We start from the raw sequence: 14,471 nt of genomic DNA, 5'->3' as shown, positions 1-14,471 counted from the left end.
CACGGTCGTGCCGGTTCGATTCCGGCCCGGAGCACCATTATTTCTTCGACATTGCCTCCAGCATTTTATTCACCGCTTCCAAGTGCTCCGGCTCGTTATGGCACATGCCCTGGAAGTTCGCACACACGTCAAGAAAATCCTTCAGTTCCATTCTCGGCGCCATCTTCATCAGGCGTTTGGTCAGCCGCGTGGCTTTGGGCGGTTGGCTGGCAATGCGGCTGGCCATGGCGCTGGCTGCATTTAACAGATCGTCTGCTGATACCACTTCCAGAACAATGCCAAGCTCCTTTGCCTCGGCCGCGTCGATCACCCGGCCGGTAAGTGTGAGCTCGAAGGCGCGCTGATAGCCGATCAGGCGCTGCATGAACCAGGCGCCACCATCGCCGGGGATAATGCCGAGGTTGAGAAAGGTTTCGCCGAACTTTGCGTTTTCCGAGGCAATGCGGATATCCGCCATGTTGGCCAGATCGAAGCCTGCGCCAATGGCGGGACCGTTTACGGCGGCGATGATAGGGACTTCCACATTCTGGAGGGCCAGGGGAATGCGCTGGATGCCTTTGCGATAGCGGTCGGCGCATTCGGCCACGTCACCGGCGAAATCGCCGCTGCGGTTGGCCATGTCGCGGATGTTGCCGCCGGCGCTGAACGCAGAGCCCGCTCCGGTGATCACCAGTACCGACACATCGTCGCACTGGTTCACCCATTCCGCTGTGGTCACAATGTCGTCGATCAGGTTTGAGCCTGTGAGCGCATTGCGCAGGTCGTGACGGTTGAGGGTGAGGGTGGCTACCCGGTTTTCCAGGGTGAGCAATGCGTCGGTGAGCTGGGGTACGGTGGTCATGATTGCAGTTCCTTGTTTTTGATCAGCGCGTATCTTCGCGCGCGGGAACCGGGTTAATCAACTGCCAGCCGCGCCTTTCGGTATCGGCTGACTTCCGTCCAGCCATGCGCCGCCAGGGCCGAGAACACGATGACACCGCCCACCAGGCTCAGTTTTGGCGGCACTTCGCCCAGGAACAGCCACACAAGGAAGGACCCGAGCACGGTCTCAAGAAGCAGCATAAGGCTGACCTCCGCCGCAGGAATGTAGCGGGGGCCAATCTGGATCAGAATGCAGGCGGTAGGCAGGAATACCAGGCAGAGCAGGGCGATAAAGAAGAAGTCCCGGCCCGATGGCATCTGGGCTCCGCCCAGCAAGGCGGCTGCGCCGGCAAGCACCAGAGCTCCGAACATGAGCATGACGCTCATATCGCTCTCGGGTTTGGAGCGGGCGACGTTGAGGTTAGAGGCCAGGGCCGTGGCGGCAACCACTGCCATTAGCAGTCCCAGCGGGTCACCCTTGCCAAATTCGCCCACGGCCATGAAGGTGGCGCCGGTGACGCACACCAGGATGACCACCCAGGTTCGCAGAGGCAGGGTTTCTTTCCAGACCGCCCAGGCAATGACCGCCGCGATCACCGGCGCGGTATTGAGGATCACCAGCACGTTGCCGGCGGCCGTGTTCTTCATGCCTACCACGAATCCGAGGGTGCTGATGGCAAAGGCACCAGCGCAGAACAGGCCCTTGCGGCCGCATTTCCGGATTTCAGGCACCAGCCGGGAACGGTATCTGGCCCAGCTGATTACAAAGAAACTGATGGCCAGCAATAAGCCCCGCCAGAACAGGAATACCACCGGATCCACGGAGGTGATTTTAACAAGCAGCGCATCCGGGACGATAAAAAGCACGCCGAGGGCGGCGATGGTCAGTCCTTTGATTCGGGTTGTCTGCAATGTGGGGTCGCCTGTTCCGGTGGAGTGTGTGGTCTGGCTTACGGGTTGTCCTGCTCCGGCAGCGGCTGGATGCTGTTGATGTCGCCGGTTGGTGTTGCTGGTTCGTCTTTAATGATAATGAAGATGGCTCCGCCAATAACTGCGATGGCGAAGATGGCTTTGAGGATTATCGATTTCGACATGCGTTTTTCCTCTCTGCGGTTTGTCTTATACAGACAGCCTATGGGCGGCAGAGGGCTATAACAACCTCAAGGGCCCGAAAACTGAGCATCCTACAAAAGTCGCTTCGACAGTATAGACGCAGTCAGCAATACTCTGGGTAAGTGTGCAGGTTGCCTGGTGCAGCAACGTTTAAAATGGAGTGTCCTCATGACCGAACAAACCGCAGATCTGGTTCACAAGTACAGCGAAAATGGCATAACCACGCTTACGCTGAACCAGCCAGAAAAGAAAAACAGCCTTTCCATGGCCATGCTGGAGGCCCTGTCTGAAGAGCTTGAGACCATCACCTCCGATACCGAAACCCGGGTTGTGGTTCTTGCGGCCCATGGCAATGTGTTCTGTGCCGGCCACGACCTCCGGGAAGTGCGGGAGCAGTTTGATAGCCATGAATTTCAGCTGGCACTGTTTAACCAGTGCAGCAAGGTGATGCAGCAGATCGTGAATCTGCCCCGGCCGGTAATTGCCCGGGTAGCCGGAGTTGCCACCGCCGCGGGCTGTCAGCTGGTAGCCAGCTGCGACCTGGCTGTAGCGGCAGACACCGCACGTTTTGCCACCCCAGGGGTGAATATCGGGCTTTTCTGTTCCACGCCGATGGTGGCGTTGTCCCGGAATGTCTCGCGCAAGCACGCCATGGAAATGCTGCTGACCGGTGAGATGATCGGTGCCGTGAAGGCCGAGCGCATTGGACTGGTCAATCAGATCGTTGATGAACAGCACCTGGACGAGATTGTCTATAAGCTGGCCCGCACCATTGCCGACAAGTCCGGCCACACCCTGAAAATTGGCAAAGAGGCCTTCTATCGGCAGCTGGAAATGCCGCTGGAAGACGCCTACGAGTACACCTCCAAGGTAATGGCCGACAACATGATGGCCAACGATGCTCAGGAAGGTATCTGCGCATTTCTGGAGAAGCGCAAGCCGGAGTGGCAAGACAGCTAGGGTAGCCTGCAAGAACCAGCCCGGCCTATCGCGCCGGGCAGTTGTCCTTTCCTACGTTTAGCCGGTCGCCACGCCTGATGCCATGCTGCCGAAAAAAGCCGGCGTTCATCTCCACCGCCTGGATAAAGGACACGCCGGCGGGGTAGGTGGGGCAGCCGGAACCGCTGGCCGAGGCGCAGGGTACCATGTGGCGGATACTGCCGATTACGCCGTCCCGGTTCAGGTAAGCAATGTCCAGCGGAATCAGGGTCTTGTACATCCAGAAGCCGTGGCTGGCTTGCCTGGGCTCGCGGTACTCGAACAGCATTCCGGCGTTTGTTGCCATGGACTTGCGCCCCATCAACCCCTTCTGGCGCTGTTCGGACGTTCTGGCCACTTCCAGTTCTACAGGCACCGTGCCCGCCGCGGACACAAAGCAGGCTTCGAGAACCGGTAGGCCTTCCTGTGGCGCGGCGATGCCAGAGGAGCAACCGTAAATCAGCGAACTGACCGCCAGTACAGTCCAGATTTTCAGCCCGCGCAAGCTTCCCGATGCCGCCGTCACGAACGCAACCGGTAGCCGGTTTTGAAGATCCACCAGATACCGACCATGCAAGCCGTGAGGAACACCAGCGTCATCCCCACACTAATGGCAATGTGCACGTCAGACACGCCGTAAAATGCCCAGCGGAAGCCGCTGATCAGGTAGACCACCGGATTGAACAGGCTCACCGTCTGCCAGATCTCCGGCAGCATATCGATGGAGTAAAAGGTACCGCCGAGGAAGACCAGTGGTGTGACGATCATCATCGGCACAATCTGAAGTTTTTCGAACCCGTCGGCCCAAATGCCGATAATGAAACCGAACAGGCTGAACGTGATCGACGTAAGCACCAGGAAAGAAAGCATCCAGAAGGGGTGCAGGACATCGTAGTCCACGAAGAACTTGGCAGTGGCCAGAATGATCAGCCCAAGGATGATCGATTTGGTGGCGGCAGCACCGACATAGCCCAGCACCACCTCCACATACGAAACAGGCGCGGAGAGCACTTCATAGATGGTGCCAGAGAACTTGGGCATGTAAATCCCGAAGGAGGCGTTGGAAATGCTCTGCATCAACAGTGACAACATCACCAGCCCGGGAATGATGTAGGCACCGTAGGCAATGTTGTCGATGTCGCCCATGCGCGAACCGATGGCCGAGCCGAACACAACGAAATAAAGGCAGGTCGAGATAACCGGCGAGAGCACGCTTTGCATTACTGTGCGCTTCATGCGGGCCATTTCAAAATTGTAGATTGCGCGGATACCGTAAAGGTTCATGCTTTTCTCCAGAATAGCCGGCAGCTTTACTCGTGCACCAGGCCGACAAAAATCTCTTCAAGGGAGCTTTCCCGGGTTTGCAGGTCCCGGTATTCGATACCAAGATCGCCAAGCGTACGGAGCAACCGGGCAACCCCAGCCTGCTCTTGCTGTGAATCGAAGGTGTATATGAGCTCGTAACCATCCTCTGACAATTCCACTGGTTCCAGAGTTAGCTCACCCGGCATCTTGTCCAGCTTTTGCTGCAACTGGAGTCTCAACTCTTTCTTGCCAAGCTTGGTCATTAACTGTGCCTTATCCTCAACCAGAATAATCTCGCCATCCCGGATGACACCGATTCGATCTGCCATTTCCTCGGCTTCTTCGATGTAATGAGTGGTCAGGATAATGGTCACTCCATGCTCCCGAAGTTTGCGCACCATCTCCCACATGTCCCGGCGGAGTTCAACATCGACGCCGGCCGTTGGCTCATCAAGGAACAGGATTTGTGGCTCATGGGAGAGGGCCTTGGCAATCATGAGACGGCGCTTCATGCCGCCCGAGAGCGACATGATCCGGTTGTTGCGCTTATCCCAGAGAGACAGGTCTTTCAGCACTTTCTCGATATGTGCGGGCTTGGGAGGCTTGCCGAACAACCCACGGCTGAAGGAGACCGCATTCCAAACGGTCTCGAAGGAATCGGTATTCAGTTCCTGGGGCACCAGGCCGATGGTCTCGCGGGCTTTGCGGTAGTCTTTGACGATATCGTAGCCGGCGGCCGTTACCTCGCCGGCGGAGGCGTTAACGATGCCGCAGATGATGCTGATGAGCGTGGTCTTGCCGGCGCCATTGGGGCCGAGCAGGGCGAAGATTTCGCCGCGGCGTATTTCCAGGTTGATGTCCTTCAGGGCCTGAAAACCGTCACCATATACCTTGCTCAGGTGCTTTACGGAAATATCCGGCTGCACGGGCGTGTCCTGTGGTCAGAATGGGTCGAATTGAAGGCGCAGTATTTTCTCATGACTGGCGCCAGTTTAGAAACCTTTGCCTGGGAGGGAGAAAACCCCATAATGCCCGGCAGTTTTTTTGAGGTGCCGTTATGTTACGCGCTATTGCAGTGACAGGATCGATTCTGGGGCTTGTTGCCGTGGCTGTTTTCGGAGCGCGCATGCTCGAGGACGCGGGGGGGGAACAAAAGAGCGGCCTCTCAACCGCCACTGTCCAGTGCGATTTGCTGGAAGGGGGCCCCTGTTCATGGTCAACCGGGGCAGGAGACTGGGAAGTTACGCTGATCGAGCTGGGAGAAGGCACCCAGGGCACCGAATACCGCCTCACTGTTGCAACACCGGAGCGGCCCGAGCGTTTTCTTGCGGTTCTCCGCGGAGAATCCATGTATATGGGCGAGTACCCGGTACCGTTAGGGAACCGAACGGGAAATGAATACTCCGCACGCTTCACGGCACCCTTCTGTACCGTGGATGCCACCATGACCTGGCGCATCGATTTGCAGCAGGGACAGTCGCCGATTGAAAACATCCCGGTAAAGCTGGTTTTTCAGGCCGAACCGCACTGAGACAGGCGAACCGGAAACCCGTCGGCTGACAACGGGCCGGGATTGTGTAAAATCACCATACCGCCACTATCAGGGACAACGTGATGGATTACGGAGATAGCGTTCAGAAGGTACTGCTGAGAAAAATCCGCAAAGCCGAGCAAGATCTGATTCAGCTGAAGCTGGATTACTGCCGGTTTGTCTTCGGATTGACTCACCGGGCCAAGGTACTGGCCGGCGGCGTGTCCTACGTGGTTCGTTCGGTGGATGTAGAAAGCATGGCCAACACCGAGGATGGCGGGTTCACCCGGCCCGAGATTACCGGAACCCGTGCAGACGAACAGGATCACGCCGAGCCCGTGGCGCTGGGCACCGACTGGGCACTGGACACTGCTAAATGAACGCGTTTGCCGTAATGGCCTCGTAGAGACTCGATGTCGGCGGCACGTAGTGGTTATACCGCCAGAATTCCGCGCCCTCCAATCCCGCTCTGAAGCAGGCCAGGTGAATAGTGCTGGCCGTCAATGTGCTTATCGCCTGAACAGCCTCTGGCTGCCGAATACCGGTTTTACGACCGGTGATCTGGGCAACGATGTTAAGCAGTGCCTCGGAATGCCGGGTGCTTTTATGACTTAGGGCGCAACCCGCACCATAGAGCCACGCAACGACATAGGCCTTAACCGCCTCTGGGGCAGCTTGAAGTTCCAGGCCGTTTAAACGGCAGTCCCTTTCCTGAAGGCCTGCCAGAATGTGCAGCCGGGTAATAAGCTCGGCACGGTTTGGGGCCATATCGACAACCGGTTTCCGTACCGCGACGGGCCATTCTGAAGTGCTTAAAGGGCATTCGGGGATATGGGCGTCGACGGGATAACTGCTGGACCAGGTTTTCTGGTGTCCTGCTGCCAAGGGCTCTGAGCGCACCAGCGTGATTATCCGCGTAGCCATCAGCACAAGCAGCGCGAGCAGCCCGACCTGAATAAAAAGAATCAATCCGTTTACCATCATCACCAAAACTCTGAATGTTGCAGCAGGTAATCAGAGTGTAACTGAATGTTTCCTGCTTGCGCCGCCAACTTGTCACCATTAACGAACGCGAATTGACCGAAATGACGGAACTGTGACGGGGATCGCAGCGGTCGTGGCTAGCAGGTGGGCATGGTCTGTAGGGCCAGCTTGCGGCGAATGTAGCGACCAAGAATGTCCACACCGATATTCAGCATGGCGGTGATCAGGATCAGAACCATTGCCTGATCGAATCGGATACTCTGAATAGCGCTATCGACATAAAAACCAAGGGTGTAGATGCCGAGAATACCCAGAATGGCGGTTTCTCTCATGATGATTTCCCAGCGGTAAAACAGAAACGCCAGAAATGAACGATAAACACGCGGTACGAGCTCCCAGCTGTAGCGGTTAAACCCTTGGGGCGCATCAGATCGCAAACGAATTGTGTTGGTTTGCCGGCCAATAAGATGGCCTATAATGCCGCCATTATGCAGCGCAAGTGCCACGACCGCAGGAAGCATGGAGGGCCCCCACAGTTGCAGAAGAATATACGCCAGAATGTATTCAGGCGTTGATCGCGCAATAACCAGGAACACATGGCCCGATGTTCTGCGTATGGGGCCGCCAAAGTGATTCGAAATCAGCGGGAACGCAAGAAGCGTGAGGATACCCGTAGCCACCAGCGCAATCTGGGTGAGAATGACGGTATTCCAGATGCCCGGCAATGCCTGCTCGACCATCAGCTCATTCAGCCACGGTATCAGACCCGCCAAACCCTCACCGTCCCTCAGAGGGCTGGGCACAATATCCTGGGTGAAAAATCGTTCAACGTTACCCCAGACGATGGGAAAACCATCACCCAGGAAGAACGGAGCGCCAAGGATATACACGGGTAGGAGCTTGGGCTTGACCCAGAGAGGGATGGTAGCAATGAGCACGTAAAACAGTATCAACATCGCACCGGCATCGGAGTACATGCCTTGCGAAAAAGACGTTTCCAGATAGAACCCCAGCGTCGGCAGGCCAACGAAACCGAGAATAGCGCTCGACCGAAGTCCACATTCAAGACGATAGGCGGTGTAGGTTCTCAGCTGGATCCAGCAATCAGGAATTTTGGTGTACAGGAACGCCGTGATGGTTCCTGTGCCCGGCGGCAGCAACCTGCCTGGTTCCGGATCGGCCTCCTCAAGAATCTCCGAGTACACTTTGGCAAAAATGCCGGAATAGGGAATAGCGATTGCCAGCACGCCGGTGAGAGGGTGGAAGCCGAAAAACTGAAGAAAAATAAGGGCCCAGAAAAGCTCATGAATCGCCCTGATGAACGCGCAAAAAATGCGCACCGGGAGGAACCGGTACACCAGCGCCAGAAGAAATCCGCAGATACCACCAACCGTCACCCCGACAAAAGCGAAGGCTACCGTGCGTAAGAGTGCGGTAAGAAGTCCTTCGCTGCTGAAAAAATTAGGAGTGAGTACGCCCAGGAAAAAGTTGCCGAGATCCCGCCAGGGATTGTTTGCGGTGATCGCAATATCGGCAAACAAGAGCCCCACGAGTGCAATGGCAAGGAAGATCAGGCTGGTGCGAACCGTTGGGTAGGAGAGCATCGCGCGACAGATCCTAGTACAGCGACATAATGTCTGCGGCCGCCAATTGGTCAGTGGGCTCATCCAGGGCAACCTGCCCATTCTGGATGCCAACTATGCGGTTACAGTACTTCATCGCCATTTCCACATCGTGAAGCGCGATAACACTGGTTTTGAAGCGGTCTCTCAGCAATTGCATGACATGGTGCGCCATTGGTCCGTCCAGTGCTGAGATGGGCTCGTCTGCCAATAAAACGGGGGCGTTACGATACAGCGCCCGGGCAATAGCCACCCGTTGGCGCTGTCCGCCGGAGAGCGAAGCTGTGGGAATCCAGAGCTTCTCTGACATTCTCAGTGCATCCAGCAGCTCCAGAACCTGTTTTCTATCCTGTTTGAATGGCCGCACAAGGGTAACGGTGTTGTACCAGGTAGAATGCTTGTCGAGTTGCCCCATAAAAACGTTGTGGAAAACCGGAAGAGCGTTGACCAGACCAAGGTCCTGAGGGACAAGAGACGACTGCCCATCCACTCTCTGGTGAATGAGCCGGATCAGAGTGGACTTGCCTGCACCACTCTTACCGACCAGAGCAACCTGATCTCCCTCCTTTACCTTGAGGGTGAGGGGCCCGATAACCCGCTCACCCCCAAAAGAGGCCGTCAGGCCTGAGAGATCAAAGCCTGCCATCAATCAATGATTCCGATTTCTTTCGCTACTTTGCGAATCGGCTCATAATCGTCGTTTGAGGCGGGAATAAATGCCGAACGTGGGAAGCTCTCAAGCAACTCAGGATCATCGAGCGAGAGCAGGGCCTCACGGACGCGATCGGTAAAGCCTTCGCCGTAGTTTTCATCCACGTCGCCACGGATGCTCCACTGATAATTGGGGAAACCGGGTGTTTTCCAGATGACCTTTACAGCGTCGGTATCAATGTTTTCGTTTTCCAGTTCCTTTTCCCAGACCGCGAAGTTCATCGCGCCCACTTCATAGGTGCCGGACTCGACCAGACGAAGGGTACGAGTATGGTTGCCGCTGTAGCCGACGCGGGAAAAGACATCCTCGGGTGCTTCTCCAAACGTCTCGCGGATGTGGTACTCAGGAATCAAACGCCCGGAAGTTGAGCCCTTTGATCCGAAGGTAAAGGTCTTACCACGTACTTCTTGTGGCAAGCTGTCTGCACGATCCAGGCCAGTGCTCTCATGAGCAATAAAATAGACATAGAAGGCCTGATCCTCGGTGCCTTGAGCGATTGCCTGCGAACCGGGTACGAGAGACCTCGCCTGAACGCCCGACAGACCGCCGAACCAGGCCAATTGCACCTGGTTGTTCCGGAACGCAGAAACGGCTGCTGCATAGGACTTAACGGGGATGTACTTTACGTCTGCATCCAACTCCTCAGACAGATAGTCCGCAATGCCCCGAAAACGCTCGACTAACTTGGTTTCATCTTCGTCCGGAATTGCGGTAAAGATGAACGTTTGGGCAGAGGCAGTTGCTGCAAACAGAGAACAAAGACCAATAATCAGCAATTTCCGTATAAGATTGTGGGTCATGGTTTTTCCTTGTCGAATCGGATATTTAGAGAGAGGAGTCTAACCGAGCGGCTCCCTTCGAAGAAGGATACCTTTATTCGAGTTAACTCTGAACAGCTATACGGTATACGGGTTTGATTGGCTCAGGGCAGAATTTTTTGATTTCGGGCGGTTGCAAATGCATTTAATACTGATCACACCAGCAAAGCCGGGATCGAAAGCCGGTAACCGCGCAACGGCGGAGCGATGGAAGGTTTTGCTGGAAAATGCCGGGCATTCGGTAGATGTAATTACCGAATACGGCGGTGAGGCCTGTGATGCCTTTATAGCCCTGCATGCATGGCGCAGTGTCACAGCCGTCCGGCGGTTCCGTAAAACCTGGCCGGGAAAGCCCCTGATTGTGGCACTCACAGGCACCGATATCTATCTCCACCAGCACGAGTACCCGGAAGACACCCTGTATTCCATGGACGTGGCGGATGCGCTTATCGGTCTGCACAACCTTGTGACTGATGACATCCCCGCCAACTTTGGGGGCAAACTGGTTACGCTTTACCAGTCAGCGGATGGGCCGGAGTCCTTTCCGGCGCCAGAAGCGGACGGCGATAGCGACATATTCCGGGCATCTGTGATCGGCCATCTGCGGGACGAGAAGGATTCACTGCGGGCGGCCTATGCTGCGCGATTACTGCCGGAAGACTCGCAGATACAGATAGTCTGCGCCGGTAAGCCACACAATGGAGATTGGCAAAGCAAAGCGGAACAGGAAATGGCGGAAAACCCGCGTTTCCATTGGCTCGGAGAGTTAGAGAAAGCCGACACCCGACAATTGATGGCAAACAGCCAGATCATGGTCATCAGTTCAGTCATGGAAGGTGGTGCAAACGTGGTATCCGAGGCCTGCCGGGCCGGCCTACCCGTGATCGCATCAGACATTCCCGGTAATGTCGGTCTGCTTGGGAAAGACTACGCCGGCTATTTCCCGGTCGGTAACGAGCGCGCGCTGGCACATATCCTTTATCGCGCAGAGCAGGATCCGGAATTTCTGGCCACTCTCAAAAATCAGGTTAGTCAGCTGGCCGGGTACTTTGTGCCGGAAAAGGAACAGGCGTCCCTGGAGCAGGCGCTGCATCTTGCAATGCAGCGCTGCTCACAGAGGCGTTAATCCCTCAGGGAAATGGGCTCAATAGGGCCGGACTCATCCTGGGCTGTAATTCGCCCGATAATGGCGGTGTGAGGGTAGCCCAGGGCCTTCAATTCCCGGACACACTCCTCGGCATTGTCTGCAGCAACGCTGGCCAGAAGCCCGCCTGCGGTTTGCGGGTCAAAGATCAGCGGATACCGTGCATGGTTGACCCACTTTTCCTGATCCCGGATACCCCGGCGTAGTCGGATATTTGCCGGCTGCAGAGAGCTGAGGATGCCCGCTGCTGCAGTTTCCTCGGCACCCGGCAGGATCGGAATGGCAGAAAGATCCAGCTCGGCATCGACGCCAGAGGGTTTGGTCATCTCAACCAGGTGCCCAAGCAGGCCGAACCCGGTGACATCTGTACAGGCTTTTGAACCGAATTTTCTGAGACAGTCCGCCGCCGCCTTATTGGACTGAACCATAGAGGCCAGGGCCGAATCGATCCACCGGCCCTTGGCCGCCAGTTTTGCATGGGCGGCGAACAGGGTACCGGTGCCTATAGGCTTGGTAAGGATCAGTGCGTCGCCGGCTTTCAGCCCTCCCTTGCTCATGACCTCTTCCGGGTCGATCAGGCCGTTTACCGCAAAACCCAGCGCCAGTTCCTTGCCTTCTCCGGTATGGCCGCCAACCAGCGCGCACCCGGCTTCGTTCAGAACCTCAACGGCGCCGGACATCATCTGGTAAACCACATCTTCAACCTTGGATTCAATGCCATAAGGCACCGTGGCAACGGCGGTGGCACTCTGGGCCTCGGCCCCCATCGCAAACACGTCACCCAGGCTGTGATTGGCCGCGACCTTCCCGAAAATATAGGGGTCATCAATAAAGGCGCGGAAGAAGTCCACCGTGTGAACAACGGCCTTGCCGGGTGGCACTTTCAAAACAGCCGCATCGTCGGGGGCATGAAGGCCAATCAGGATATCGTCCCGCTCGATGGGTTTGAGTTCCCCCAGCGCCCGCGAAAGAACCGTACTGCCCACCTTGGCTCCACACCCGCCGCAACGCATGGCAACAGCGGAAATAGCCTGGGAAGCTTCCTCAGCGTTCTGCGCTGCAGCGGTATCCGGCAGCTTGGATTCTTCCTCCATGGGCGGCAGGTCGTTGAATTTTTTCATGAACCGGCGATCAATCCAGTCTTTCCAGCGCCAGACCCAGGCGCCATCGAACTGAACATCCCCTCGGGAGGCAACAGCGTATTTATCGCCAGTGCTGATCAGCGCCAGCCACTTTTTCTGGGGGTAGAAGTTCCTCGGATCTTTGCCGGTCGCCAGGCGTTTGAGGTTATCGGCCAGGGGAGGGCCTTGCCGTACAGCGAACACGCCGGCTTTTTCCCGCGGGTGATTCAGCACATTGGCGATATCGCCGGCGGCAAAGATGCTGTCGTCGTTCTCCACCTGCAAGGTATCCCGTACCCGCAGGAACAGCCCGTCATCCAGGGCCAGGCCGGTGTCCTTCAACCACTCGGGACCACCTGCCCGGGTCACCCAGAGAACTTCGTCGGTTTGCAGGGTTTCACCGGATTCCGTGGCCAATAACCCTTCCTGAACTCTGCTCACCGGCGAGCCCAGATGAACCTTTACACCACGATCCGACAACGTCTTGCGGAAGACCTCGCGAACCTTCGGGTTGTGGGTTGGAAGGATTTCGTCAGCGGCGTCAAAAAGATGAAAATGCAGCTGGCCGGGATCCTTGCCACGCTGTTTCAGCTCGTTTTTCAAGCGGAACTGCATGGCGAGGGTCAGTTCGACCCCACCGGCGCCGGCGCCTACTACGGCCACGGTAAGCGGCCCGTCGTGGTTTTCAATCCGGGAGAGCAAGGCAAGCCAGCGATTATTGAAACCGGTAATCGGTTTTACCGGGACCGCATGCTCAGAGGCGCCTTCCACTTCATTGACCCGGGGCGAAGAGCCAATGTTGATGGAAAGAATGTCGTAGGGCACATCCGGACGACCACGGCAGATAACCCGTTTCCGTTCGCGGTCGATACCCATGGCCTCGGCACGATAAAACCGGGCGCCTGCGTATTCGGCCAGACGGCTCAGATCAATGTGAACATCATCGTAGCTGTAATGGCCGGCCACGTAGCCGGGCAACATGCCGGAATAGGGGGTGTGGGTGTCGCGACAGATGAGGGTCAGGCGCACGCCGGGAACCGGATTCATTGCGAACCGTTTCAGTACCCCGACGTGACTGTGCCCGCCGCCAATCAGGACAATGTCCCGTAATACAGGCTGGTCAGGCGTTCGCATCAGCTGATTTTCTTGGCTTCAGCGGTAAACTGGCTGTATCCCTTGACGTTCGAGAAGGCCTTAAGCTTTTCCTGGTCTTCCGCAGACGGATTGGCGATCTGGTCGATGGAGGTGATACCCGCGTCCTTCATCTTCTTGGCGGTGGCCGGACCAATACCCTTAACGAGCGTCAGGTTACTCTTATCTACTGGCTTGGCAGCTTTGGCAGCCGGCGCTTTCTTGGCAGCAGGCTTCTTAGCCGCAGGCTTTTTGGTCGCAGACTTGCTGGTTGACGCTTTTGCTTTGGAGGCCGTTTTAGTGGTTTTCTTCGGCGCGGATTTCTTCGCCGCTGTACTGGCTTCCTTGCTCACTTCATCCGTGAGCTTCTTTACTTCTTCTCCCGCTTCTTTGGAAGCCACACCCAGTCTCTCCAGGATGCTGCTCTGCAGTTCGTGGAACTCCTCAAGGCGGCGCTCGAACTCTTCGTGGAAACGCTTCATCTCGCGGTCGCGAAGCTCGTCAATTTCCTTCAGCAGTTTGCGAACCGGCTCCTGAACCTGATTCTGCAGGCTGTCGAACTGCTTCAGCGCATCGTTTACCAGGCCCTCAATTTGGGAGGACGTCTTTTCGAACTCCTTGTTGACCTTTTTGACGATCTTATCAACGTTCTGTTTGGCTTTCTTCGCCATGGAATGTCTCCTTACGGACGGGTTTCTTCGAAAAATCAGACTTAGGCCATTTGCCGGAAACCGGATATGGGACCTGGGGAACGACGTGATTTGAGTGACTGCTTTTTGGATACCACTTCGCGAATTCTACGGAGCTTTTCCGCCAAAGAAGAGTTTCCATTGGAGTCCAGCTCCACGAAATCGATGGAGTAAAAGAAATTGCTGCAGTGTTTCCTGCGTTCGGTCACCAGGCCGGCGAGGCCTTCCGCACGGATCTTGTCAAACGGCATGTCCATGACCAGGTCCAAAACGACGGTATCACCGGGATTGAACACTTTGTCGGTTTTCATAACACAACCGTAGCCGTCCAGCTCGTAGAGCTCAGCCTCGACAAGTTCCTTTCGGAAAAGGCCCTGTCTGACTCGGAATCGGGCGACAAGGTCCGGCAATGCTTCGTTCATGAATCAGACTCTCTGGTGATTTCCGTATCCACAGCAACCT

General features: G+C 56.3%; 17 protein-coding genes. 4 read left to right on the top strand and 13 right to left on the bottom strand.

What is annotated here, in order from left to right:
- Window positions 1–37 precede the first annotated feature (37 nt).
- Genes FMN52_RS02040 through FMN52_RS19845 form a run of 3 tightly spaced genes read right to left on the bottom strand, consistent with a single transcriptional unit; the run spans window position 38 to window position 1,955 of the window.
- Entirely contained in the window at window positions 38–841 is an 804-nt protein-coding gene (locus FMN52_RS02040) for an enoyl-CoA hydratase-related protein (protein ID WP_148607061.1), read from the bottom strand.
- 53 nt (window positions 842–894) lie between these two features.
- Window positions 895–1,773: a DMT family transporter gene (locus tag FMN52_RS02035; protein ID WP_148607060.1), complete on the bottom strand. Its 879-nt coding sequence runs from the start codon at window positions 1,771–1,773 to the stop codon at window positions 895–897.
- 38 nt (window positions 1,774–1,811) lie between these two features.
- The gene (locus FMN52_RS19845) at window positions 1,812–1,955 is read right to left on the bottom strand and encodes a hypothetical protein (protein WP_162841257.1); all 144 of its coding nucleotides are present in this window, start codon (window positions 1,953–1,955) and stop codon (window positions 1,812–1,814) included.
- Between the two features lie 187 nt (window positions 1,956–2,142).
- On the opposite strand from FMN52_RS19845, the gene FMN52_RS02030 reads away from it, so the two are divergent.
- On the top strand, window positions 2,143–2,934 hold the full coding sequence (locus FMN52_RS02030; RefSeq protein ID WP_148607059.1) for an enoyl-CoA hydratase: 792 nt from the start codon (window positions 2,143–2,145) through the stop codon (window positions 2,932–2,934).
- Between the two features lie 25 nt (window positions 2,935–2,959).
- On the opposite strand, the gene FMN52_RS02025 is transcribed toward FMN52_RS02030, so the two are convergent.
- The 3 genes from FMN52_RS02025 to FMN52_RS02015 are packed head-to-tail and all read right to left on the bottom strand — an operon-like array spanning window position 2,960 to window position 5,183.
- Window positions 2,960–3,478, bottom strand: coding sequence for a DUF192 domain-containing protein (locus FMN52_RS02025; protein WP_148607058.1), 519 nt, complete (start codon window positions 3,476–3,478; stop codon window positions 2,960–2,962).
- Window positions 3,475–4,236 carry an ABC transporter permease gene (locus FMN52_RS02020; RefSeq protein ID WP_148607057.1) on the bottom strand — a complete coding sequence of 254 codons (762 nt, stop codon included), beginning with the start codon at window positions 4,234–4,236 and terminating at the stop codon, window positions 3,475–3,477. The genes FMN52_RS02025 and FMN52_RS02020 overlap by 4 nt, the downstream gene beginning before the upstream one ends.
- Window positions 4,237–4,262: 26 nt before the next feature.
- A complete protein-coding gene (locus tag FMN52_RS02015) occupies window positions 4,263–5,183 on the bottom strand; it encodes an ABC transporter ATP-binding protein (RefSeq protein ID WP_148607056.1) in 921 nt (306 codons plus the stop codon).
- A gap of 131 nt (window positions 5,184–5,314) precedes the next feature.
- On the opposite strand from FMN52_RS02015, the gene FMN52_RS02010 reads away from it, so the two are divergent.
- Window positions 5,315–5,788 carry a hypothetical protein gene (locus FMN52_RS02010; RefSeq protein WP_148607055.1) on the top strand — a complete coding sequence of 158 codons (474 nt, stop codon included), beginning with the start codon at window positions 5,315–5,317 and terminating at the stop codon, window positions 5,786–5,788.
- An 83-nt stretch (window positions 5,789–5,871) separates the two neighbouring features.
- Window positions 5,872–6,168 carry a hypothetical protein gene (locus tag FMN52_RS02005; RefSeq protein WP_148607054.1) on the top strand — a complete coding sequence of 99 codons (297 nt, stop codon included), beginning with the start codon at window positions 5,872–5,874 and terminating at the stop codon, window positions 6,166–6,168.
- Here FMN52_RS02005 and FMN52_RS02000 read toward each other — a convergent pair.
- The 4 genes from FMN52_RS02000 to FMN52_RS01985 all read right to left on the bottom strand — a co-directional run bounded on the left by FMN52_RS02000 (window position 6,161) and on the right by FMN52_RS01985 (window position 9,906).
- Complete coding sequence (locus tag FMN52_RS02000; RefSeq protein ID WP_148607053.1) at window positions 6,161–6,772, bottom strand: hypothetical protein; 612 nt, start codon at window positions 6,770–6,772, stop codon at window positions 6,161–6,163. The genes FMN52_RS02005 and FMN52_RS02000 overlap by 8 nt on opposite strands.
- Window positions 6,773–6,909: 137 nt before the next feature.
- A complete protein-coding gene (locus FMN52_RS01995; RefSeq protein WP_148607052.1) occupies window positions 6,910–8,376 on the bottom strand; it encodes an ABC transporter permease in 1,467 nt (488 codons plus the stop codon).
- A gap of 13 nt (window positions 8,377–8,389) precedes the next feature.
- Window positions 8,390–9,040 carry an ATP-binding cassette domain-containing protein gene (locus tag FMN52_RS01990; protein WP_148607051.1) on the bottom strand — a complete coding sequence of 217 codons (651 nt, stop codon included), beginning with the start codon at window positions 9,038–9,040 and terminating at the stop codon, window positions 8,390–8,392.
- Window positions 9,040–9,906 (bottom strand): putative selenate ABC transporter substrate-binding protein, encoded by an 867-nt coding sequence (locus tag FMN52_RS01985; RefSeq protein WP_148607050.1) that lies wholly within the window; start codon window positions 9,904–9,906, stop codon window positions 9,040–9,042. The genes FMN52_RS01990 and FMN52_RS01985 overlap by 1 nt, the downstream gene beginning before the upstream one ends.
- A 157-nt stretch (window positions 9,907–10,063) precedes the next feature.
- Between FMN52_RS01985 and senB the strand changes: the two genes are divergently transcribed.
- Window positions 10,064–11,050 carry a selenoneine biosynthesis selenosugar synthase SenB gene (senB, locus tag FMN52_RS01980; RefSeq protein ID WP_148607049.1) on the top strand — a complete coding sequence of 329 codons (987 nt, stop codon included), beginning with the start codon at window positions 10,064–10,066 and terminating at the stop codon, window positions 11,048–11,050.
- On the opposite strand, the gene selD is transcribed toward senB, so the two are convergent.
- Genes selD through FMN52_RS01965 form a run of 3 tightly spaced genes read right to left on the bottom strand, consistent with a single transcriptional unit; the run spans window position 11,047 to window position 14,431 of the window.
- A complete protein-coding gene (gene selD, locus FMN52_RS01975; RefSeq protein WP_148607048.1) occupies window positions 11,047–13,323 on the bottom strand; it encodes a selenide, water dikinase SelD in 2,277 nt (758 codons plus the stop codon). The two genes, senB and selD, sit on opposite strands and share 4 nt — an antisense overlap.
- Window positions 13,323–13,991: a helix-hairpin-helix domain-containing protein gene (locus FMN52_RS01970; RefSeq protein WP_148607047.1), complete on the bottom strand. Its 669-nt coding sequence runs from the start codon at window positions 13,989–13,991 to the stop codon at window positions 13,323–13,325. The genes selD and FMN52_RS01970 overlap by 1 nt, the downstream gene beginning before the upstream one ends.
- 41 nt (window positions 13,992–14,032) lie before the next feature.
- Window positions 14,033–14,431 carry a hypothetical protein gene (locus FMN52_RS01965; protein WP_148607046.1) on the bottom strand — a complete coding sequence of 133 codons (399 nt, stop codon included), beginning with the start codon at window positions 14,429–14,431 and terminating at the stop codon, window positions 14,033–14,035.
- Window positions 14,432–14,471 lie beyond the last annotated feature (40 nt).

Origin of the sequence: Marinobacter sp. BW6 (assembly GCF_008107725.1) — a bacterium.
GTDB lineage: Bacteria > Pseudomonadota > Gammaproteobacteria > Pseudomonadales > Oleiphilaceae > Marinobacter.
The sequence above is the reverse complement of the archived record's forward strand: the minus strand, read 5'-3'. Positions and strand labels throughout refer to the sequence as shown.

Coding starts and splice junctions, on each gene's coding strand:
- FMN52_RS02000 (WP_148607053.1), bottom strand. CDS start 6,772: ATGATGGTAAACGGATTGATTCTTTTTATTCAGGTCGGGCTGCTCGCG.
- FMN52_RS01995 (WP_148607052.1), bottom strand. CDS start 8,376: ATGCTCTCCTACCCAACGGTTCGCACCAGCCTGATCTTCCTTGCCATT.
- FMN52_RS19845 (WP_162841257.1), bottom strand. CDS start 1,955: ATGTCGAAATCGATAATCCTCAAAGCCATCTTCGCCATCGCAGTTATT.
- FMN52_RS02020 (WP_148607057.1), bottom strand. CDS start 4,236: ATGAACCTTTACGGTATCCGCGCAATCTACAATTTTGAAATGGCCCGC.
- FMN52_RS01990 (WP_148607051.1), bottom strand. CDS start 9,040: ATGGCAGGCTTTGATCTCTCAGGCCTGACGGCCTCTTTTGGGGGTGAG.
- FMN52_RS01985 (WP_148607050.1), bottom strand. CDS start 9,906: ATGACCCACAATCTTATACGGAAATTGCTGATTATTGGTCTTTGTTCT.
- FMN52_RS02040 (WP_148607061.1), bottom strand. CDS start 841: ATGACCACCGTACCCCAGCTCACCGACGCATTGCTCACCCTGGAAAAC.
- senB (WP_148607049.1), top strand. CDS start 10,064: ATGCATTTAATACTGATCACACCAGCAAAGCCGGGATCGAAAGCCGGT.
- FMN52_RS02010 (WP_148607055.1), top strand. CDS start 5,315: ATGTTACGCGCTATTGCAGTGACAGGATCGATTCTGGGGCTTGTTGCC.
- FMN52_RS02030 (WP_148607059.1), top strand. CDS start 2,143: ATGACCGAACAAACCGCAGATCTGGTTCACAAGTACAGCGAAAATGGC.
- FMN52_RS01970 (WP_148607047.1), bottom strand. CDS start 13,991: ATGGCGAAGAAAGCCAAACAGAACGTTGATAAGATCGTCAAAAAGGTC.
- selD (WP_148607048.1), bottom strand. CDS start 13,323: ATGCGAACGCCTGACCAGCCTGTATTACGGGACATTGTCCTGATTGGC.
- FMN52_RS02005 (WP_148607054.1), top strand. CDS start 5,872: ATGGATTACGGAGATAGCGTTCAGAAGGTACTGCTGAGAAAAATCCGC.
- FMN52_RS01965 (WP_148607046.1), bottom strand. CDS start 14,431: ATGAACGAAGCATTGCCGGACCTTGTCGCCCGATTCCGAGTCAGACAG.